We start from the raw sequence: 21,213 nt of genomic DNA on the forward strand, positions 1-21,213 counted from the left end.
GGATTATTACAACCAAGGCCGAATCAAAACCAAACTAAAAGGCAAGACACCGGTTCAATACCGGCAGCTTGCCCTTCAATCAGTCGCTTAATATACATGTCCAACTTAATGGGTTCACTTCACTTTCCCGAACATTTAGGAAAACAGTCGTTTCTTTAGTTTCATTAACGCACTCGGCTAAGCACACATGGCTAGTTATACTTCTTTTCACCAACGTGTTCAGTTCCTAATTCTGTGAACGAGTAACTGATGGACTCGTTTCGTTTAAACTCGGCCAAACCGTAATCAATAATTTCATCAATCAGGGATGGATAATTAATCCCGGAAACACCCCACATTTGTGGGTACAGACTGATGTTGGTAAAGCCTGGCAACGTGTTTGGTTCGCTGAGGTACGGAACCCCATCTTGTGAAACCAAGAAATCGATCCGGGCTAACCCCTTTAAGCCAAGGGCGACGTACGCATCCAGCCCCATCTTGGTAATTTCATTTGCAAGTGATTCTGGCAGGATCACTGGTAGTTCAAACACAATGCCACTGGCATCCACGAACTTGTTGTTATAGTCGTAGAACGTGTCAGAGTCTGGCACCCGAACGGCCCCCAGTTTTGACGCACGGGGATGTTCATTACCAAGAATCGAAATTTCGATTTCCTGTGGATGATCAACCGCTTCTTCAGCCAGGACTTTGAAGTCATATTGTAGAGAATCCGCCAAACCAGCGTCAAATTCTTCTTTGGTTGACACCTTGTGAATCCCCACGGATGAGCCTTGGTTAGCAGGCTTCAAAAACATCACCCGGCCAACCTTTGCAGCAACCGTGTCGTAATCCATCTGGTCCTTGTTTTCAGGGGTAATCACCACGTACTCCGTGTTGCGAACGTGCGCTTGGTTCAGGATCCGTTTAGTCATGTCCTTATCAAACGAGACGGCGGATGCTAACACATTACTTCCGATGTAAGGCTTCTTCAGGAGCTTAAACAACCCCTGAATGGTCCCATCTTCACCAAGATTTCCGTGGATAACGGGATAGAACAAATCGATGTCCTTCACTTCGCTAAGCGCCAGCACTGGTGCAAGTGGGTTAGATTGATCAATCTTCGGTAGTTCTTCGGCCACAACAACGTCTTCAGGTTCACCATCGAAAATCCGGTGTGATGCCTTGTTTCCTAGTAAAACGCCATCCTTGGTGAACATAAACAGGCTAACGTCGTACTTATCCTTGTCCATGGCATCGTAAATGTTGTGCGCAGAACGCTTTGAAACGTCATGCTCTGAGGAGTTACCACCAAATAATAACGCGATGTGCAACTTTTTCTTGTCCATAAAATTCCTCATCCTATTCTTCGCTTTTTAATCGGTCTGTTGATAGAACCTTAAGTATACCAGACCGAACCCGAAACGACCAAAAAACCGCCGCATAAACTTTAGTTACGACATAAAGTCCCGTTCCACTTCGAGTGCAGCGGTAATGGCCTCTGGATAGTCATCACGCAACAACATGGCGGTCGCCAACCGGGAACGATTGAAGAGCTTATTCCACCCTGCCTCCTCGTTTGGCTGTGGTTGATTGCTTAACACGGCCCGCCACTGGTGCCACTCTTGCAAAAAGGCCTGGGTGTATAAATCGTTCATGTTTAGAAGCGTTGCAAAATAAGCAGCGAGACGCCGATTTTCACCAGCAATCAGCGGGGTGCCTAACCGTCGGTACTTCCGCAGTAAGACCACCATCATAAGCAGTTTGTCCGCCCGACTTAATAACTGACTTTCTGCCAGCTCATCAAGCATGTTGCCAATGTGGGTGTACGCGTGCGCCCATCCCGTGGTGCCGACAAACCCACGTGTATCGTCCTCAAGGGCTATGTAAGTCAACACTTGATCAACCAGGCGGTCCATCATCTCAGGCGTCATAAACGCCGTCCCGACCCGATCAACATAGACGAATAATGACAGCACCATCATGGCAAATGACCGCCCGTAGATCCCGTCATTAGTGGGCTCCGTGATGTGGTCAAAAAGAACTTTATCCTGCAATAACGCGTTCATCACCAACCGCATCTGGTCAGCCGTTAACACGTGTTGTTGCACGGCGTCATTCAAAAAGTAATAAACGCCCTGGTCTCGCACCGTTAGATCAGTACTCCCCAAATGACCAAGCAACATTAGCAACTGCTCGTCTGTCACGCTATCTAAGGTGCCGCTTTGGAGCTCACGGTTCAACGTTGCCACCAGGGCACGAATCCCGTCCTCATCATCAGGGAGTGTCACCGGCGTTGCATCATTATGTGGTGCTGCTGCCAAAACATGGGCAACCCGGCTCCCAAGTGATTGATAGATCGTTCCGGCCTGTAACTGTTGCCGAAGGTCTTGTAACGCCTGTCTAACCACCGTTACCTGTTTTAACTCCTCTGTCATCTTCCATCCGTCCCTTCTTACTATCCTTTCATCTTAACGGCCAGTGACAGCTGACGCAACTTACTGGCCTTTTGTAACACACAACAGTCGCCGTTTTATTTAAAGAGGCCTATACTGAACACATTATTCTGATGAAAGTAAGTGATTTTTATGCAACCCCTAATTGGTATTGGCACCAACCACCTCATTCGCCCCAGCGACCATTTTGATGATAATTACGTTGACTACACACAAAAGAACTATGTCGCTAGCGTTACCGCAGCTGGTGGCCTTCCCCTTTTACTGCCCATCGGTGATCCCCAAACGGCCGCAGCCTACATTGAGCACGTCGACGGCCTTCTCTTAACCGGTGGCCAGGATGTGACCCCCAGCCTGTACGGTGCAGAACCTGAGCCAGTTAACCAGTTAAACGACCTCGCTCGTGATCAATTTGAACAGGCATTGATCAAAGCGGCCATTGCGGCCCACAAGCCGATTCTCGGTATTTGCCGCGGTTTGCAAATCATTAACGCAACGCTAGGTGGGACGAACCTTCAAGATATCGCCAGTCACGTGAACAATGCCATTGCCCACAATCAGTACCCAACGGCGTGGGCGACCCCCACTCACGGGATAACCACCACCCCCAACAGCCGCATGCAGGCCGTGTGGGGCGATCACGGCCAGGTTAACTCATTTCACCACCAAGCAGTGCAGCAACCTGCTCCTGGTCTCACCGTCACCGCAACCGCGACTGATGGTGTTATTGAAGCCGTTGAAGACGTGACCCGTCAACTCGTTGCCGTTCAGTTTCATCCTGAAATGATGGCGGCGACTGATTCCCACGCAGCGGCCATTTTTAGCGGCTTCGTCACTGCCGCAACCCACTAATAACACAAAAGACACTTGTCGATGATGATCGACAAGTGTCTTTTTGTTAAGTCATTGGATTACTTTGCTGGGGTAAATGTTAATAACCACGCTTCGTCCCAGTCGCCATTTAGCGCATCTGTTCCGTCAGCTAACGCAGGATTCAACCCGGTCACCGTTCCACTGATTGGACTTGGCATGTCAGAAACGGCTTTTTCAGCTTCCATGCTGACAAACGTTTGCCCGGCCACAAGTTCACTGCCAACCTTGGGCAAGTCAATGTACGTCACGTTGCCAAGTTCATCCTGAGCGTCTTTACTAAGCCCTAGCTTCGTACCCTCATCCGTTGTTTTTGTCCAAAAGTAACGTTCTGCATCGTTATTCATCATCATAACCTCGCTTTAGTTTAAGTTATTTAAACCGTGAATCATTACTAAACATATAACTCGTGTAGTGATACCGCATTGACATAATCAATCCGATCCCAATGAGGTTCCCAATCAAGGCAGAGCCCCCCTGACTAACAAAGGGCAACGGAATCCCGGTCAATGGTAGCAATCCGATCGTCATCCCCACGTTTTCAAACACGTGGAATAAGATCATCATCACCACACCGGTTGCAATGTAGGCATAGAATTCATTCTTTGTATCAAACGTGACCCGGACCATCTGCCAAATCAGGAAGAAATACAAGATAATGAGCAGTAAGCCGCCCACAAACCCGAAGTTTTCACCAATAACAGAAAAAATCATGTCCGATTCACGAACGGGAACGTAAACGTGTGAAACGTTAAAGCCCGTTCCGAACAGACCACCAGAACCGATGGCCTTCATACTTTGCCATAACTGATAACCCTGGTTGGTGGTATCGGCATTTGGGTGCAACCACGTGTCGACCCGCGCAAATTGATAAGATTGAAAGCCAAGGTGGCCCAAAATGGCCCGGCCCCAGTCAGTGATCACCAACGTTAAGGCCCCGCCACCAATAACGGCGGCCCCAATAAACGTTGGGGCTAAAATGCGCCACGTCACCCCGGACACCAAAATCATTCCGGCAAAGATGGCGCCGAACACCAAGTTCGTCCCAAAGTCATTTTGAAGCTTCATCAGAATGAAAATGGGTAACGTCCAGGCAAACATTTTTCCAATCAACAACCAGTCGGTCCGCACTGTGTGGGTGGGATACTCAGTGTTGTGCATGGAAATGACCCGCGCCATCATCAAAATGTACGCTGGTTTCATAACTTCCGACGGTTGAAACGTCAACGGTCCGATTGCAAACCAACTGCGGGCCCCCGTTTGAACGTAGTACGCCCGACTGTAGAAGACGAGCACCGCGACCAATAGGAAAATCCCAACACCGTATGCTAGCGGTGCCAACTTCCATAACTGTTCTGAATCAAACTGCATTAACACAACAATCGCAACCGTTCCGATCACGTACCACACGATTTGGGTAATCACCTGTTTGGAGATGCTGATTGCCTTCGTATCATGTGACGCCGCCACGTAAATGGAGGCAATTCCGATTAACGCCAGCATGAGGACACAAAAAATGATGCCCCAATCGATGCGTGAATCTAGGTTTTTTTCATTCCGACTAGCAGAATTTCGTTCTCGTTGCACGTTTGGCCTCCTTCACAGGGTTCCATCATGCCGTGCCGTTAGCTTCCACGGTCGCCGCATAAATGAAACGACTAACCATGTAGGTTATATTCCGCCAGAATGGCCTGAAGGGCCTCTTCTTGGCTCTTAACGGTGAATTTTTGCCCTGCCGTCATGGTGGCCGTAAACTTCTTGCCATCTTCGGTCGCTTCAATTTCACCAATTGCCTGTTTGTTTACTAATACTTCTTCAATTTCCTTACCGTTAACCGTTTTTTCTTCGATTGACACCGGAATTGTTTTATCTTTTTTTGCCATGCTGTTCTCCATGAATGTACGCCGCCACAATCGGATCCATGTCTTGCGGGTCAGGATTGCGTCGAACGGTAAAGTAATCGGGAACCGGATCATAGCCGCCACGAACAAACGGGTTACACCGTAAAATTCGGGCAAGCCCCATCACAGTTCCTTGTATTGCACCACGCTTTTTTAACGCATCAAGCATGTAATTAGAACACGTTGGGTAATACCGACAGCTCGGTGGAAATAACGGTGAAATGAACCGCTGGTACCCGTGAATCAATGCAGTTAACAACCATTTCACAATGACCACCTCCACTCGGTTAGTCTTTTGCTTTACCGTTCATCCGTTCTAATAACTGCCCAGCACCCTTCGCCACGTTGTCCAGTGGTTGTTCAGACACCATGACTGGCACTTGCAGTTCTCGGGAAATCAATTGATCTAAACCGTTTAACAAGGAGCCACCACCGGTCAGGATGATCCCACGGTCGATGATGTCTGCGGCAAGTTCTGGTTGGATCCGTTCAAGAACACCGTGCGCAGCCTCAACAATTTGTTGTAAGGTCTCGTGCAACGCTGATTCGATCTCGTTTGCGTTGATTTCCACAGAGTGTGGCATCCCGTTAACATTATCACGACCACGAACTTCCATTGTTTCTGGTTCATCTTCCACAACGGCGGTTCCAATTTTGATCTTAATGTTTTCAGCAGAATGTTCACCAATCACCAATCCGTGTTCCCGCTTAACGTATGCGGCAATGTCCGCGTTCATTCGGTCACCGGCCATCCGCAACGAGGTACTTGCCACAATGTCGCCAAGTGACAATACAGCAATGTCGGACGTCCCCCCACCAATATCGATCACCATGTTACCCGTGGCTTGGTACACGTCTAACCCGGCACCAATTGCGGCAACCTTTGGCTCATATTCGAGGTAAACCTTGGCACCACCGGATTTTTCAGCGGCCTGAATGATGGCCTTGCGTTCAATCTCCGTGATGTTCGTTGGCGCACAGATCATGATGTTTGGGCGTGACATAAAGCCCTTCACATTTAATTTATTAATAAAGTAGGACAGCATTTCTTCTGTTACATCAAAGTCTGAGATCACCCCATCCTTTAATGGTCGAATCGCGCGGATGTTGCTGGGGGTCCGACCAACCATTCGGTAAGCTTCTGATCCCACAGCTAGCACGCGCTCTGTCTTGGTATCTATGGCAACAACGGACGGTTCGTCTAAGACGATGCCCTTGCCAACAACGTAGATCAACACGTTGGCCGTGCCTAAATCGATCCCAATATCCTTAGCCATGTTAAACTCCTTTCAAAACGCACAATTTCAATGCACAATTATAGCACAAGATGAACCGGTTCGTCAGTAGCATCCTTCCGGTTAACGCTACGGGCAGTAGGGAAGTCAGCTAACCTTGTGTTTTCATTAAAATCCCCGTAAGAATCACTTCAATCATTAAACCACTACACCCCCATTCACGGGTTTAGTCTAGGCATCCGTCACACTAAAAAACTGACGCTCCAAAGTTACGGAACGTCAGTCATTTGCATGAACTGGTGCTTACACCTGTTCTATAAAATTTTTAATGATTGATCTGAAATAATGGCTTGCAAATCTGTGGCCATGTCCACACGAACAATTTCAGCGCCCAGTGCCGCTAACTTGGTGTGGAAATCACAGTACCCACGATCAAGGTAGTTCAAGTTGGTCACTGTCGTATAGCCGGTTGCTGCAAGTCCCGCTAAAACAAGTGCCGCAGCGGCCCGTAAATCAGTGGCCCCAACCTCAGCACCACTAAAGTCCGTCGGCCCTTGGAGGGCAACCGTGTTCCCCTCAATTGTAAACTTCGCGTTCATCCGGCGAAGTTCATTAAGGTGGTTGAACCGGTTTTCAAACACTGTTTCAGTCAACGTGCTGGTTCCGGTTGCCATTAACTGAAGCACGGAAACCTGTGGTTGCATATCCGTTGGAAAACCTGGGTGTGGTGACGTCTTAACATCCGCTGGTTGGAGTGTCTTAGGCCCAATAATGCGGAGGCCACCGGCTTCTTCTTGCACCGTTACGCCCATCTCTAACAGTTTTGAAATCAGGGGCTTGTTATGCTCAGGAATTGCGTCAGCAATCAACACGTTTCCCTGGGTGATGGCCGCAGCCACCATAAACGTCCCGGCTTCAATACGATCTTGAACCACGCTGTGCTCACAACCATGAAGGGCGGAAACCCCTTCGATCCGAATTGTTTCCGTCCCAGCGCCGAAGACGTGGGCCCCCATTTTATTGAGCACGTTGGCTAAGTCCACGATTTCTGGTTCGCGGGCAACGTTTTCAATCAATGTTGTTCCTTGTGCTAACGTTGCGGCCATCATGATGTTTTCAGTGGCCCCCACACTTGGGAAATCAAGGTAGATATTGGCCCCTGTCAGGTGGTCCGCATTGGCTTCAATGTAGCCATCATGCTGTTCAATCGTAGCCCCTAATGCTTCAAATCCCTTTAAATGTAAGTCAATTGGCCGACTACCAATGGCACATCCACCTGGCATCGCAACGCGTGCTCGACCAACTCGGGCTAATAATGGACCCATGACGACCATTGACGCACGCATCTTTGAAACGTACTCAAACGGCGTCTCTGAACCAAGTTGGCGTGTCGCATCGTAGGTAACCGATTTACTTTGTTGATCAAAATTAACATCGATGTTTAAAAAGCTCAGCACCTTGTTCATCAAGTAAACATCTGATAGCGCCGGGACGTTCGTTAATGCTAATTCGCCAGATGACGCTAAGATGGCTGCTGCTTGAATTGGCAACACAGCATTTTTGGCGCCTTCAATGTGAACCGTTCCTGATAGCGGTTGACCGCCATGAACGATGATTTTTTCCATTGGTATGTTCCTCCAAACTGACATGAATTCGTTAATCTTGTGATTGATGGGCCAACGCGCCTTTGTTACGGTTGGTAGCCGATCAATGTTTGTGTTAAATCAATAAAAAACGAGCTGCATGTGTAACCCACGGTAATGGCCAGCAAAACTAACAGAAGCTGCGCCTGCCGTGGGTACATTGGCATGATTTTAACGAGCGGTAATGGTCGCAATGCCCAAAAAGCAAGCCAAATAAAGGCCAACTGCACCACAATCTTAATCACCGCTGAAAACCCGTAAACTGCCATTTTGCACCTCGCTAATTTATACACGCCAGTTTAGCATAAAAATCAAGCCCGCGTCGTGATATTTCACTCAAAAAAAGAGACTTACTAAAATTTTAGTAAGTCTCTTTACTGGTGAAATTAATTGCACTACCGGTTACGGTTATGCGAACCAACGTTGATTCGGTTAATCGCCCGACGCAAGGCCACTTCCGCCCGCCGTAATTCAGCGGTGTCGTGAACCTGTTGCGCATGTTGAATGGCATTTTGTGCACGGGTCCGTGCACTTTCAGCCCGGGTAATGTCGATATCAGACTGTTGTTCAGCAGAATCGGCAACAATGGTTGCCACATTATCTGAGAATTCAACAAAGCCACCGTTCACGGCGATTTCATCTTCATCACTAGAATCATGCTTAACCCGAATTTCATCAATTTCCAAAGCCGCAATCAATGGCACGTGGTTTGGTAAAATCCCAATTTCCCCGTTCGTTGTTTTCGCAACAAACATGGTTGCTTGGTCATTTTCGTAACACGTTCCATCGGGCGTCACAATGGTGACAGTCAGTTGAGGTTCAGCCATTGTTCATTGCCCCCTTAATTGTTACCTTGTAGTTGCTTGGCCTTAGCGACCGCCTGATCAATCGTTCCGACAAGTCGGAATGCTTCTTCAGGAAGGTCATCGTATTTACCGTCCAAGATTTCTTTAAAGTCGTTAACCGTATCTTCAACAGATACATATTGACCATCGATCCCAGTAAACTGTGACGCAACGGAGAATGGTTGACTCAAGAAGTTTTGGATCCGGCGAGCACGAGCAACGATTGTTTGTTCTTCATCAGACAATTCATCCATCCCAAGAATTGAGATGATGTCTTGTAACTCATGGTACCGTTGCAAAATCTGTTGAACCCGGCTAGCAACATCGTAATGTTCCTGACCAACGATTTCAGGTGTTAATGCTGAAGAAGTTGATTCAAGTGGGTCAACGGCAGGGTAGATCCCCTGTTGTGTCAGGTACCGTTCCAAGTTCGTCGTTGCGTCCAAGTGCGCGAACGTCGTTGCAGGGGCCGGGTCGGTATAATCATCGGCTGGCACATAAACGGCTTGGATCGACGTAATGGAACCTTTTTGAGTTGAAGTGATTCGTTCTTGCAGTTGACCCATTTCAGTTGCTAACGTTGGTTGGTAACCAACGGCTGAAGGAATCCGCCCTAACAGAGCTGACACTTCTGAACCGGCTTGGGTAAACCGGAAGATGTTATCGATGAAAAGTAACACGTCTTGGCCCTTAACATCACGGAAGTATTCCGCAATTGTCAAACCAGTTAAGGCAACACGCATCCGGGCACCAGGTGGTTCATTCATCTGACCATAAACCATGGCCGTCTGTTTAAGAACACCTGATCCTTTCATTTCAAAGTACATGTCGTTACCTTCACGGGTCCGTTCACCAACACCGGTGAACACAGAAATCCCGTTGTGGCCTTGCGCGATGTTATGAATCAGTTCTTGAATCAGAACCGTCTTCCCAACACCGGCACCACCGAAGAGTCCGACCTTACCACCACGGACATATGGGGCAAGTAAATCGATAACCTTAATCCCTGTTTCAAGGATTTCGGTACTGGTTGCCAACTGGTCGTAGTCAGGTGCTTCCCGGTGAATCGGGTCGCGCTGAACATCTGGACCTAAGTCTGCACCGCCGTCAATTGGTTCCCCGAGGACGTTGAATACCCGTCCCAACGTTTCTTCACCAACGGGAACAGAGATTGAATGACCTGTGTCTTCGACTTCCATCCCACGTTGTAAGCCATCCGTTCCATCCATGGCAATCGTCCGAACAACTCCGTCACCTAATTCCAAGGTAACTTCGACCGTCAGATCCTTATCATCGGAACGTTTAACTTGAAGCGCGTTGTTAATGGCAGGTAATGTGCCATCCAGAGGGAATTCAACGTCAACAACGGGTCCGATAACTTGAACAATCTTACCAGAACTCATTCGCGTTTCTTCCTTCCATCATTTTTTCAACCATAACGGAGTTCCCTCACATTATGGACTTTAACCACCTAGCCTAACGCAGCTTGACCACCAGTAATTTCGGTGATTTCAGTCGTAATCGCACTCTGACGAGCACGGTTATACTGAAGGCTCAAACTGTCGATTAAGTCCTGGGCATTATCAGAGGCAGTCTGCATCGCAGTAGAACTTGATGCGTGCTCTGATGTCTTCCCATCAAGGATCGCGCCGTAAACTAAACTCTCAGCATACTGTGGCAGAACAACTTGAAGAATCTCCTCTGCAGAAGGTTCTAGTTCATATTCTGGCGTAATGCTGATTGTATGATCATCCGGCTGAACTGCTTCATCCCCGTCTGGCTTAGATTCCGCCACCGTTTCGCCCGTGATGGGTAACATCCGGGTGGAACGGAAACGTGAGGTCAAACGGTTCACAAAGTGGTTGTAACAAACATACAGCTCGTCAAAAACTTCATCGTTGTACATTGCGGTCACGGTCTTCACGATTTCCCGAACTTCAATAAAAGTCGGAACATCGCTTACACCACGATACTCATAGGCAACGTTCATGCCGCGCTTCTTATAGAAGTCGGCCCCGTTACCACCAACGGCCATAATGACATAGTCATTTTCCGTCCGGCCATGTTCTTTGATGAAATCATTGGTTGCCTTAATGATGCTACTGTTATAACTCCCCACTAACCCACGGTCTGAGGTAATAACCAACAAGCCGGTTTTCTTAACCGGCCGTTGTGCCATCAAGCTACTAACAGGCACGTCGTCAGTCTTATTGGAAGCCGCCGCATCAACGGTGGCTGTTTCCAATAAGTGAGAGGCAGCGAGGTGAGTCACAACGCTTTCGACCTTTGATGCATAAACTTGATAACCAGCGGTATGGCGCTGAATTTGGCTTAATTTTGACGTTGACACCATTTGCATGGCCGTCGTAATTTGAGCGGTATTCTGCGTTGAACTAATCCGGCGTTTAACTTCGTTTAATGCTGCAGGCATTTGCTCACCTTCCCTTCAACTAGTTAGCAGCTGCGTCAGTTGCAGCCTTAGTTGGTTGGAAATTCTCACCAAATGCACTGATTGCAGCCTTCATGGCGTCATCATCTGGCAACGCACCCGTTGACTTGATGGTGTCCAACAGATCTGCATGGTTAGCATCGAAGTCATCGAACAGTTCTTCTTGGAACCGGGCGATGTCATCAGTGTCCACTTGATCCAAGAATCCACGTGTCAAGGCATACAAGATCACAACCTGCTTTTCAACAGCAAGTGGTGCATGAAGTGGTTGTTTCAGAACTTCAATGGTCCGTTTCCCACGGTTCAACCGGTCTTGGGTCGCTTGATCCAAGTCGGAGCCGAACTGTGCGAAGGAAGCCAATTCTGCGTATGAAGATAAGTCCAAACGCAATGTCCCGGCAACCTTCTTCATGGCCTTAATCTGGGCATCCCCACCAACACGAGAGACAGACGTCCCGGCGTCAATGGCTGGCCGAACACCTGAATAGAATGAATCAGAGTTCAGGAAGATTTGTCCATCGGTGATGGAAATAACGTTAGTTGGAATGTAGGCTGAAACGTCACCAGCTTGCGTTTCGATGATTGGTAAGGCAGTCATTGAACCACCACCCATTTCATCACTCAACTTAGCGGCACGTTCAAGCAAACGTGAGTGGGTGTAGAAAATGTCCCCAGGGTAAGCTTCACGACCTGGTGGCCGACGCAAAATCAAGGACAGTTCACGGTAAGCAACGGCTTGCTTGGAAAGGTCATCATAAATGATCAACACATGCTTGCCGTTGTACATGAACTCTTCACCCATTGCTGCACCAGCATATGGTGCTAAGTACAACATTGGCGCAGGTTCAGAAGGACCTGCAGAAACAACGATTGTGTAATCCATGGCCCCAAGTTGGCGCAGTGTTTCAACTTGTGAACGCACTGTTGATTCCTTTTGACCGATCGCAACATACACACAAATCATGTCTTGATCCTTTTGGTTAACAATCGTATCAATGGCCAATGACGTCTTCCCTGTCTTCCGGTCACCGATGATCAACTCACGTTGACCACGGCCAATCGGAACAAGGGCGTCAATGGCTTTGATCCCGGTCTGTAATGGTTCACTAACGGACTTCCGCTGCATAACACCAGGAGCTTTGTATTCAACAGGACGGGTGTGATCAGTCTTGATCTCACCCTTCCCATCGATTGCTTGCCCCAGTGAGTTCACAACGCGGCCAATTAAAGCATCACCAACGGGAACTTCCATGATCCGGCCCGTCCGTTTAACGGATGAACCTTCTTGGATCCCGTCGTAAGCACCCAAAACAACGATTCCGACATCATCGGATTCGAGGTTTTGAACCATGCCATAGACACCGTTGTCGAACTCAAGCAGTTCGCCAGCTAAAGCATTATCCAGACCATGAGCACGGGCAACCCCGTCACCGACGTAGGTTACTGTTCCCGTTTCTTCAACGGTCAGCTCTTCTTGATAATTCTCAAGTTGTTGCTTAATGAGAGCGCTGATTTCTTCAGCTTTGATGCTCATGCGGATTTCACCTCTTTGCAAAGAATTTTATCGCGTCAATGCTTGACGGATATGAGCTAACTGTGTGCGAATCGAACCATCGATCACCGTGTTGTTGCTGTTGACGATAACGCCACCAACAATTTCAGGATCAACAAGCTGGTTCACATGCACTGTTTTGGCACCCACACGGTTAGCAATGCTAGCGGCTAACCGCTGTTGCTGCTCATCACTAAGCGCAACAGCAGTGGTCACATCAGCATAAACAGTTTGGTTTTGTTCATCATAGAGTCGTTTGAACTCATCAATGATTGCGACCGTGTCATTCAACCGGCCGTAGTCGAAAAGCATTTGCAAGAAATTATGGACGAGCGGACTAGCCGCGTCCAGCAAAGGCTTCAAGAGGGCTTCTTTCTCAGGGTTCTGTAAGCCAGCACCTGTCAAAACCGTGCCTAACGTAGGAACGGATTGAAAAACACCTTGGACTTGGATGAGCTCGTCATAAACAGACTCTAGTTGCTGACGATCGCTGGCAGCGTCAAACATGGCACGGCCGTAACGACGCGCAACTTGTGTTTTAGCGAGTTTGGTCATCTTTTCCCAACCCTTCGATATAAGAATCAATCAATGCCTTTTGATCATCGGCATTCAATTGCTTGTGAATGATCTTGGAAGCAATCTCAATAGATAAATCAGCCACGTCTTTACGTGCACTAACTAAGGCGTCCTGGCGTTCTTGATCAATGTCAGCCGTTGCGTGTTCGCGCAATGATTGAGCATCAGTCTGAGCCTGGGCGATGATTTGATCACGTTGCTCGTTCCCCGTTGTTTTGGCATCAGCCACAATGGTTGCTGCTTCTTGGTGCGAGTTTGCGAGTGCGTCGCGGCGTTGTGTTGCTAAATCAGCAGCATCGGCACGTGACTTTTCAGCGGAATCAATGTCGTCAGCGATTTTAGTCGCCCGTTCATTCATCATCTTCGTCACTGGTTTCCATGCGAAAACCTTGACGAGCCACATCAGTAACACGAAAGCGACCATGTAGAAAAGCATGTCTCCGTAATCGAAACCCTTTTCAGCCGCCATTACTAATGGTGAAAACATCTATTGGCACCTCCCTTGTCAGAATTTAGTTGTTCTTAGTCAAAAACTACTTGTTCATAACTAAGAAGGCAATAACGATTGAAATGATTGGCATGGCTTCGATCAAACCAACACCAATGAACATCGTTCCACGCAGTTGACCTGATAGTTCTGGCTGACGAGCCATCCCATCCAAGGTCTTGGAAATAACCATCCCGTCACCGATTCCGGCACCGATGGCAGCCGCAGCAGCGGCGATCCCAGCAGCAATTGCTCCCATAATATTGAATCCTCCTAAAAATTTTTTATTCCTCAGCTGTAACTTTCCGAGAAATGTATACCGTGCTTAAGGTTACAAAAACATAGGCTTGGATTGCCCCGATAAATACCGAGAATCCCTGCCAAGCAATCTCGAGTGGTAACGCCACAATGATGGTTGGAAGACCATGTGAAAATGCTAGCCCTCCGATCAATTTAAGTAACGTTTCACCAGCGAAGATGTTCCCGTATAGCCGCAAAGCTAACGTTAACAAGTTCGTGAATTCTTCGACGAGGTTAATTGGTAGTAACGCCGCAAATGGCTTTAAGTAAGAATTTGATACATAACCACCAAAACCGTACTTCACAACACCCAAGAAATGCGCTAACGCAAGTGTAACCATAGCCATTGTTAGTGTCATTACAGGGTCAGCCGTTGGACTCTTAACGTACTCCGTACCGTTTACCGCCACCTGAAGGAACAAGCCCATCTGGTTAGCAAAGAATACAAATAAGAAGAGCGTAAATGCAAATAGTCCTAACTGACCGCCATCACGTCCAGGTAATTGCCCACGAACAATTCCGTTCGTAAAATCAATCACCCATTCCAAGATGTTTTGTCCACCCGTCGGCTTCATCGCGATCTTTCTTGAAAGAAAGAAAATAAAGAAGAACACTAGGGCAAACGCAATTGTCACAGAAATGACGTTGGCAGTGTGAAAAGTCAGCCCCAAAAATTGGAAGGAATCCACTAAATATCACCTCTTTTCGTAACCTTAGTTGTCTTGCAATATTGTGAACCAGCCCAATTGTCGCCATAATGGCCACAACAAACCAGGCCCCTGCTGTTCAAAATACAAAAACATGATACCACCATTGAAATGCATTCGCAAAAGAATTTCAGGAATCAAATTGACTTCTCATTCTTACTGCCACAAGGTTTTATATCGTTTGAAACCGTTACCATCAACTGTGAGAAAATAATTTTCATTTGATTAATCATTGATCGTCTAAACGGATTCGCCCACCTGCTACCAATTTAACTGTTTATATTATAGGAAGATTCTTTTTTACGAACGGTTAATTTTTTCACGTCAAACCCTGAACCAACGCCATTAGTGCGTGCAAAAAAACAGGCTATCAGCGCGATTACTCACAATGACAACCTGTTTTCAATTACTTGGTCCCGAATAACCGGTCACCAGTGTCCCCTAATCCAGGGACAATGTAGCCATCTTCATTAAGCTTTTCATCCAGTGCAGCTGTGTAAATGTCCACATCTGGGTGGGCCTTTTGTAAAGCTTTTACACCCTCTGGTGCGGCCACTAAACACATAAACTTAAAGTTATTTGCGCCACGTTGTTTTAAAGCATCGATTGCCATGATGGCTGAACCACCGGTCGCTAACATTGGGTCAACCACAAAAATCTGGCGTTGATCAATGTCAGCTGGCATCTTCACAAAGTATTCCACTGGTTGCAGGGTTTCTTCATCCCGATACATTCCAATGTGGCCGACCTTAGCAGCCGGAATCAAGTTCAAGAACCCGTCAACCATGCCTAAACCAGCACGAAGAATTGGCACAATTGCCAACTTCTTCCCGGCCAGCTGCCGCTTTGTCGTTGTGGCAACGGGGGTTGTGACGGAAACGTCTTCCAACGGCATGTCACGTGAAACCTCATATGCCATTAGCGTTGAGATTTCGTTGACCACTTCACGGAACACCTTGGTCCCAGTGTCCTGGTTACGAATGATGGTTAACTTATGCTGAATTAACGGATGATCAAGAACTTGAAACTTCCCCATGGGATGCCACACTCCTTTTATATTCTGCTCTCAATTTTAGACGATTTCCCCTTCAAACGCGAGGCCTATCTGCAATTAATTCACATTAATTGGGTGGGCAGCAGTTAACGTCGTGACCGCCGCTAACACTTGTTCAGCGACGGCGGCATCTTCTGGATGGTGAATCATCGTTAAAATCAAGTTCGCAACCTGTTCACAGTCCGCTTCGTTAAACCCTCTGGTGGTTATTGCTGGTGTTCCCACCCGCAATCCAGACGTCACCCGCGGGCCCTCTGGATCATTTGGAATGGCTTCCTTGTTCGTTGTAATGTGCACCCCATCCAATAAATCTTGGAGCGCCGCCCCTGTCAGCGAGGTGTACGTCAAGTCCAGAGTCATTAAATGATTATCGGTGCCACCCGTGAGCACCCGAACGTCTGGGTCAGCTTCAAAAACTGAGGCCATTGCTTTAGCATTTTTAATGATCTGCTCAGCATATGTTTTAAACGTTGGCTGTAACGCCTCGCCAAACGCCGCGGCCTTTCCGGCAATCACGTGTTCTAATGGCCCACCCTGGGTACCTGGGAACACTGCCGAATTTAATTTCTTTGCATAGGCCGCCTTTGCAAGGATCAAGCCACCACGAGGTCCCCGCAGGGTTTTATGCGTTGTGGACGTCACAACGTCCGCATACGGCAACGGACTAACGTGAAGCCCCGTTGCCACTAGCCCCGCAATGTGAGCCATGTCGACCATCAGTTTAGCGCCCACTGCATCTGCAATGTCACGAAAGGCCTTAAAATCGATCTCCCGACTGTACGCCGATGCCCCGGCCACAATCAATTGAGGTTTAACCGTCTGCGCCTGTTTTAAAATGGCATCGTAATCCAGCCGGTCCGTTGTTGGATCGACATGGTAACCGTAAAACGTATACGTCTTCCCACTGAAGTTCACCTTGGAACCGTGGGTTAGGTGGCCCCCGTCATCCAGTGACATACCAAGCACCACGTCTCCTGGCTTGATTAACGCCATGTAGGCGGCCATGTTCGCTTGGGACCCAGAATGTGGCTGGACGTTGGCATATTCTGCGCCAAACAGTTGTTTTGCCCGGTCAATGGCCAGTTGCTCCACAACATCAATGTATTCACAACCACCGTAGTACCGGTGCCCAGGATACCCTTCCGCATACTTATTGGTCAGCACCGATCCCTGTGCTGCTCGAACGGCATCTGAAACGATGTTTTCTGATGCGATTAATTCAATTGTCGTTTGCTGCCGTGTGCCTTCATTGTTAATTGCGTTCCATAAATCCGGATCGACCGTCCGGTAATCTTCACTAGTCATTGGCAACCCTCCGTCATTTTCGTTTGCTAACGTTTTATTACGCCAAGTTTACCCCATCATGATTTCTTATGGCAATCAGGAACTGTTTTAAATCTAGTGACCACCGTCATTTGGTTTCGCACCAAAATAAAAACGCCGACTTCTCAATTGAGAAATCGACACGTAATTTTACCATTTATGCCATCGTGGACGAGAAGAACACGTTGCCAGCTGCTTTTTTCAACCGGTTCATGTACGCCAATCCGAGACCAGATTCAGCAAAGCCTTCCGCCAAAATGTTGTGAACGGCACCTTCATCATCAAAATGACGCAAACCGGCAAACAATGCATGGCTTGCCCCGGCAACGTTACTCCCCAATGGAAAAATCTCCACATTGGCGGGAATGGTCAGTCCGTCTAACCGCCCTGTGGTGGCCATCAAACCAACCGGACCATCCTGCTTAGCTGCCCACGTCAGTGCCGCCGCCCAGTCACCGTCGTTCACGATTTCCACCTGGGCTGCTGGTGCGTAATGTTTATACTTCATCCCCGGTGCCTTTGGTGTTTCTTTTGCGCCAACTTTGTGTAGCTCCGTAGCAACCGGCTCATGAATTACCGCCTCGATCTGCTCAGGGGTCACCGCGCCAGGCCGCAAAATTGCCGGGTGACCCGTTGACATGTCAAGAACCGTTGACTCAACACCAACCGTGGTTGGCCCATCGTCAACAATGCCGGCAATTTTTCCTTGAAGATCGTGGTAGACATGTTGGGCCGTTGTGGGACTTGGTTTACCAGATGTGTTGGCTGACGGGCCAACCATGGGCCGCCCCAGTTCCTTAATCAAGGCTAACGTTGTGTCGTTTGCCGGAAACCGAAAGGCAGCGGTCGATAATCCACCCGTCACTGCTTTTGAGAGAGCACCCGGTTTCAACTTAAAAATCATTGTCAGCGAGCCTGGCCAAAACGCATCCATCAGTGCTAACGCAGCGTCTGACAGTGGTTCTGTTAGTGCCGTTACCGTTGCAATGTCTGCAACGTGCACAATCAGCGGGTTATCACTCGGCCGCCCTTTCGCTGCATAAACCTGTTTAACCGCGGCCTCATTGAATGCATCCGCTCCCAGGCCGTACACCGTTTCTGTGGGAAAAGCCACCAGTTGCCCGGCACGAAGCGCTGCCGCAGCGGCAGGTAACTCCTGCTTTGAAAAAATTGTTGTTTCCATTATTAACGTCTCCTTTACCCCAACGTAACCCGAACCATCCGGTCATGGCCTGTAATGTCCTGCTTTAAGGTCACCGTGGCGGATGGCATTGCCTGTTGCATTAACGCCACAACTGCCGGCCCCTGTGCATAACCAATCTCAAAGTAGGCCCGGCCGTGCGTTGTGAGGTGTTCTGCCAACCCGGCTGCCAACCGCCGATACAGCGCTAATCCATCTTCATCCGCAAACAGTGCGCCATGTGGCTCATATGAAATGACGCTCTCATCCATTAACGGCCGTTCCGCTTCGCTAATGTACGGTGGGTTACTTAACAAAATGTCGAACCGCTGGTCAGTGATGGGGGCGTATAGATTCCCCGTCACCCATGACACGGATGCACCCAGTGTGGCCCCGTTGTGTTTTGCCACTGCAATTGCCTCGTCACTAATATCAGTGCCCGTAACGTGCCACGTAGGCCGCGCTAACGCTGTGGCAATGGCTAACGCACCACTCCCGGTCCCCACATCCACCACGGTCTGTGGTCTGTCACTTTCTGGACAGTCATTTAATAACCACTCGACCAATTCTTCCGTTTCTGGCCGTGGAATCAATACCGCCGGGCTCACCGAAAAGTCGTGCCCGTAAAACATGGCATGGCCGGTAACGTATTGTTCCGGTTCCCCATTAGCAATCCGGTGAACAGCCTGTTGATATGTGGTCCACTGATCGTCCGTTAACGATTCTCGAAGCCGCATCAAGAGTTGTGTGCGCCGCCAGTTAAAAAGGTCCATCATTAATGTTTCCGCCAGTTGTGGATCAGCACCTGCTGAAGTTCCGGTAAAACAAGAAGAAGCCCATTGCTGGGCTTCTAACATCGTTGGATTAGCCATTGTTCAGCTCTTCCATCTTTTGGGCTTGTTCGTTCAGCAACAGTGCATCAATAATGTCATCAAGTTCACCGTTCATGACCCGGTCCAGCTTGTTTAACGTTAAGTTGATCCGGTGATCAGTCACCCGGTTTTGGGGGAAGTTGTACGTCCGAATTCGTTCAGACCGGTCACCCGTCCCAACGGCAGACTTCCGTTGTTCGTCGTACTCGTTTTGTTCCCGTGACGCGTAGTAGTCATAGACCCGCTGCTTCAGAATTTCCATCGCCTTGACCCGGTTTTGCTGTTGTGACCGTTGATCTTGCATGGACACGACAATTCCGGTTGGCAAGTGGGTCATCCGCACCGCTGAACTCGTCTTGTTAATATGTTGACCACCCGCACCGGAGGACCGGAACACATCTGTCCGAATATCCTTGGCTTCTAAATCAATGTCAACATCTTCGTATTCTGGCATCACACCAACTGTGGCGGTACTCGTGTGGACCCGTCCAGCTGATTCCGTTACTGGGACCCGCTGAACCCGGTGCGCCCCATTTTCAAATTTCAGTTTGGAGTAAACCTTATCGCCAGAGATCATGATGACGATTTCTTTGAAACCACCGACTTCAGTCGCATTTTCATCAATGATTTCAACATCCCACCCCTGCTTTTCAGCATACCGGGTGTACATGTTAAAGAGGTCCGCTGCAAACAGACTGGCTTCGTCACCACCAGCGGCACCATGGATTTCCATAATGATGTTCTTATCATCGTTTGGATCCTTTGGCAGCATCAACACCGTAATCTCCTGCTCCAACGTTGCCTTGTCTGCTTCCAGTTCCTTTAATTCTTGCTTGGTTAGTTCTTCCATTTCTGGATCGATCTTTTCGCGTAGCATCTCATTGTCATCGTTGATTTCGTCGACGACCTTCCGATAACGACGGTACTTTTCCACCGTTTCACGAATGCTTCCTTCTTCTTTCGACAGCTTCATGAAGCGTTCAGAATCTGAGATCACTTCCGGATCACTCATTAATTCATTCAGTTCTTCGTAGCGATCAGCGACCGCCTGTAATTTATCAAACATCTCATCCATAAACGTTCTTGTCTCCTCAACTCACGAAATAGCGGTTACTTTACCGATCGGTTCAACGGCGGATTGAAGTAGTGTTCCCGACACACTGGGTAATAACTTTCATTCCCCCCGATTTGGACCTGTTCACCTTCGTAAACGGGCCGGTCATCGTGAAAACGCAGGTTCATAATCGCCTTTTTCTCACAGAACCAGCAGATCGTTTTCATTTCTTCAATTTTGTCCGCGTACAACAGGAGGTACTTTGACCCTTCGAACAGCTCATTACGAAAGTCATTTTTTAGCCCAAACGCCATCACCGGAATGTGCAATTCATCCACAACGTGCGTCAACTCGATGATGTGGTGCTTTTGCAAAAACTGGGCCTCATCCACGAGGACACATGACGCCGCTGGATCAATTTTTTTCACTTCTTCAAAGACGTTCATCTCGCCAGTGATTGTGTTAGCGGCCCGTTTCAGCCCAATTCGACTTGAAACGTAACCCTCGCCATCACGCGTATCTAATGCACTGGTCATGATAATGACAGACTTTCCCTGCTCCTCATAGTTATGAGCAACCTTTAAAATCTCGATTGTCTTCCCAGAGTTCATTGCACCGTAACGAAAAAATAACTGTGACATGTGCTGTCCTCCACCTGTTTTTAATCCTTACTATTATACCGAATGCATGAATACTTGAACAGGGACGCGCACAAAAACCTTGTAAAATGACG

25 protein-coding genes are annotated in these 21,213 nt (G+C 48.3%); 2 read left to right on the plus strand and 23 right to left on the minus strand.

The window, feature by feature from the left end:
- On the plus strand, positions 1-91 hold a 91-nt coding region (locus tag ACKTR5_RS07805), incomplete at its 5' end, for an IS3 family transposase (protein ID WP_407880658.1).
- A gap of 100 nt (positions 92-191) precedes the next feature.
- On the opposite strand, the gene ACKTR5_RS07810 is transcribed toward ACKTR5_RS07805, so the two are convergent.
- On the minus strand, positions 192-1,325 hold the full coding sequence (locus ACKTR5_RS07810) for a D-alanine--D-alanine ligase family protein (protein ID WP_407880555.1): 1,134 nt from the start codon (positions 1,323-1,325) through the stop codon (positions 192-194).
- Positions 1,326-1,430: 105 nt separating this feature from the next.
- Positions 1,431-2,414, minus strand: a complete 984-nt coding sequence (locus ACKTR5_RS07815; protein ID WP_407880556.1) for a DUF2785 domain-containing protein — start codon at positions 2,412-2,414, stop codon at positions 1,431-1,433.
- 150 nt (positions 2,415-2,564) lie between these two features.
- On the opposite strand from ACKTR5_RS07815, the gene ACKTR5_RS07820 reads away from it, so the two are divergent.
- Complete coding sequence (locus tag ACKTR5_RS07820) at positions 2,565-3,284, plus strand: gamma-glutamyl-gamma-aminobutyrate hydrolase family protein (RefSeq protein WP_407880558.1); 720 nt, start codon at positions 2,565-2,567, stop codon at positions 3,282-3,284.
- A gap of 59 nt (positions 3,285-3,343) precedes the next feature.
- Here the strand turns inward: ACKTR5_RS07820 and ACKTR5_RS07825 are convergent, their stop codons facing one another.
- From ACKTR5_RS07825 to ACKTR5_RS07925, 21 genes are all read right to left on the minus strand, one after another.
- A complete protein-coding gene (locus ACKTR5_RS07825; protein ID WP_407880560.1) occupies positions 3,344-3,649 on the minus strand; it encodes a glycine cleavage system protein H in 306 nt (101 codons plus the stop codon).
- 25 nt (positions 3,650-3,674) lie between these two features.
- Positions 3,675-4,889 (minus strand): FtsW/RodA/SpoVE family cell cycle protein, encoded by a 1,215-nt coding sequence (locus tag ACKTR5_RS07830; protein ID WP_407880561.1) that lies wholly within the window; start codon positions 4,887-4,889, stop codon positions 3,675-3,677.
- 71 nt (positions 4,890-4,960) lie between these two features.
- Positions 4,961-5,185, minus strand: coding sequence for a DUF2969 domain-containing protein (locus ACKTR5_RS07835; protein ID WP_407880563.1), 225 nt, complete (start codon positions 5,183-5,185; stop codon positions 4,961-4,963).
- Positions 5,169-5,471 carry a membrane protein insertion efficiency factor YidD gene (gene yidD / locus ACKTR5_RS07840; RefSeq protein ID WP_407880565.1) on the minus strand — a complete coding sequence of 101 codons (303 nt, stop codon included), beginning with the start codon at positions 5,469-5,471 and terminating at the stop codon, positions 5,169-5,171. The genes ACKTR5_RS07835 and yidD overlap by 17 nt, the downstream gene beginning before the upstream one ends.
- Before the next feature lie 19 nt (positions 5,472-5,490).
- The gene (mreB, locus tag ACKTR5_RS07845) at positions 5,491-6,480 is read right to left on the minus strand and encodes a rod shape-determining protein (protein ID WP_407880566.1); all 990 of its coding nucleotides are present in this window, start codon (positions 6,478-6,480) and stop codon (positions 5,491-5,493) included.
- Between the two features lie 272 nt (positions 6,481-6,752).
- Complete coding sequence (murA, locus tag ACKTR5_RS07850; protein WP_407880568.1) at positions 6,753-8,063, minus strand: UDP-N-acetylglucosamine 1-carboxyvinyltransferase; 1,311 nt, start codon at positions 8,061-8,063, stop codon at positions 6,753-6,755.
- 65 nt (positions 8,064-8,128) lie between these two features.
- Complete coding sequence (locus tag ACKTR5_RS07855; protein WP_407880569.1) at positions 8,129-8,350, minus strand: DUF1146 family protein; 222 nt, start codon at positions 8,348-8,350, stop codon at positions 8,129-8,131.
- Positions 8,351-8,476: 126 nt separating this feature from the next.
- Complete coding sequence (locus ACKTR5_RS07860; RefSeq protein ID WP_407880571.1) at positions 8,477-8,908, minus strand: F0F1 ATP synthase subunit epsilon; 432 nt, start codon at positions 8,906-8,908, stop codon at positions 8,477-8,479.
- A 14-nt stretch (positions 8,909-8,922) separates the two neighbouring features.
- Positions 8,923-10,329: a F0F1 ATP synthase subunit beta gene (gene atpD, locus ACKTR5_RS07865; protein ID WP_407880573.1), complete on the minus strand. Its 1,407-nt coding sequence runs from the start codon at positions 10,327-10,329 to the stop codon at positions 8,923-8,925.
- 68 nt (positions 10,330-10,397) lie between these two features.
- A complete protein-coding gene (locus ACKTR5_RS07870) occupies positions 10,398-11,357 on the minus strand; it encodes a F0F1 ATP synthase subunit gamma (RefSeq protein WP_407880575.1) in 960 nt (319 codons plus the stop codon).
- Positions 11,358-11,376: 19 nt separating this feature from the next.
- Positions 11,377-12,909: a F0F1 ATP synthase subunit alpha gene (gene atpA, locus ACKTR5_RS07875; RefSeq protein ID WP_407880576.1), complete on the minus strand. Its 1,533-nt coding sequence runs from the start codon at positions 12,907-12,909 to the stop codon at positions 11,377-11,379.
- A 27-nt stretch (positions 12,910-12,936) separates the two neighbouring features.
- A complete protein-coding gene (gene atpH, locus ACKTR5_RS07880) occupies positions 12,937-13,482 on the minus strand; it encodes an ATP synthase F1 subunit delta (protein WP_407880577.1) in 546 nt (181 codons plus the stop codon).
- Positions 13,466-13,990 (minus strand): F0F1 ATP synthase subunit B, encoded by a 525-nt coding sequence (atpF, locus tag ACKTR5_RS07885; RefSeq protein WP_407880578.1) that lies wholly within the window; start codon positions 13,988-13,990, stop codon positions 13,466-13,468. Before atpF ends, atpH begins: the two co-directional genes overlap by 17 nt.
- Positions 13,991-14,036: 46 nt before the next feature.
- On the minus strand, positions 14,037-14,249 hold the full coding sequence (gene atpE, locus ACKTR5_RS07890) for a F0F1 ATP synthase subunit C (protein ID WP_407880580.1): 213 nt from the start codon (positions 14,247-14,249) through the stop codon (positions 14,037-14,039).
- A 25-nt stretch (positions 14,250-14,274) separates the two neighbouring features.
- Positions 14,275-14,979 carry a F0F1 ATP synthase subunit A gene (gene atpB / locus ACKTR5_RS07895; protein ID WP_407880581.1) on the minus strand — a complete coding sequence of 235 codons (705 nt, stop codon included), beginning with the start codon at positions 14,977-14,979 and terminating at the stop codon, positions 14,275-14,277.
- Between the two features lie 424 nt (positions 14,980-15,403).
- Positions 15,404-16,033 carry a uracil phosphoribosyltransferase gene (gene upp, locus ACKTR5_RS07900; RefSeq protein ID WP_407880583.1) on the minus strand — a complete coding sequence of 210 codons (630 nt, stop codon included), beginning with the start codon at positions 16,031-16,033 and terminating at the stop codon, positions 15,404-15,406.
- Between the two features lie 75 nt (positions 16,034-16,108).
- Positions 16,109-17,356 (minus strand): serine hydroxymethyltransferase, encoded by a 1,248-nt coding sequence (glyA, locus tag ACKTR5_RS07905; protein WP_407880585.1) that lies wholly within the window; start codon positions 17,354-17,356, stop codon positions 16,109-16,111.
- 175 nt (positions 17,357-17,531) lie between these two features.
- A complete protein-coding gene (locus ACKTR5_RS07910; RefSeq protein ID WP_407880586.1) occupies positions 17,532-18,557 on the minus strand; it encodes an L-threonylcarbamoyladenylate synthase in 1,026 nt (341 codons plus the stop codon).
- A 14-nt stretch (positions 18,558-18,571) separates the two neighbouring features.
- Positions 18,572-19,426, minus strand: coding sequence for a peptide chain release factor N(5)-glutamine methyltransferase (prmC, locus tag ACKTR5_RS07915; RefSeq protein WP_407880588.1), 855 nt, complete (start codon positions 19,424-19,426; stop codon positions 18,572-18,574).
- Positions 19,419-20,501 carry a peptide chain release factor 1 gene (gene prfA, locus ACKTR5_RS07920; RefSeq protein ID WP_407880589.1) on the minus strand — a complete coding sequence of 361 codons (1,083 nt, stop codon included), beginning with the start codon at positions 20,499-20,501 and terminating at the stop codon, positions 19,419-19,421. The genes prmC and prfA overlap by 8 nt, the downstream gene beginning before the upstream one ends.
- Before the next feature lie 35 nt (positions 20,502-20,536).
- Entirely contained in the window at positions 20,537-21,121 is a 585-nt protein-coding gene (locus ACKTR5_RS07925) for a thymidine kinase (RefSeq protein WP_407880591.1), read from the minus strand.
- Positions 21,122-21,213: the final 92 nt, after the last annotated feature.

This window comes from Furfurilactobacillus entadae (assembly GCF_045862745.1).
Taxonomy (GTDB): domain Bacteria; phylum Bacillota; class Bacilli; order Lactobacillales; family Lactobacillaceae; genus Furfurilactobacillus; species Furfurilactobacillus entadae.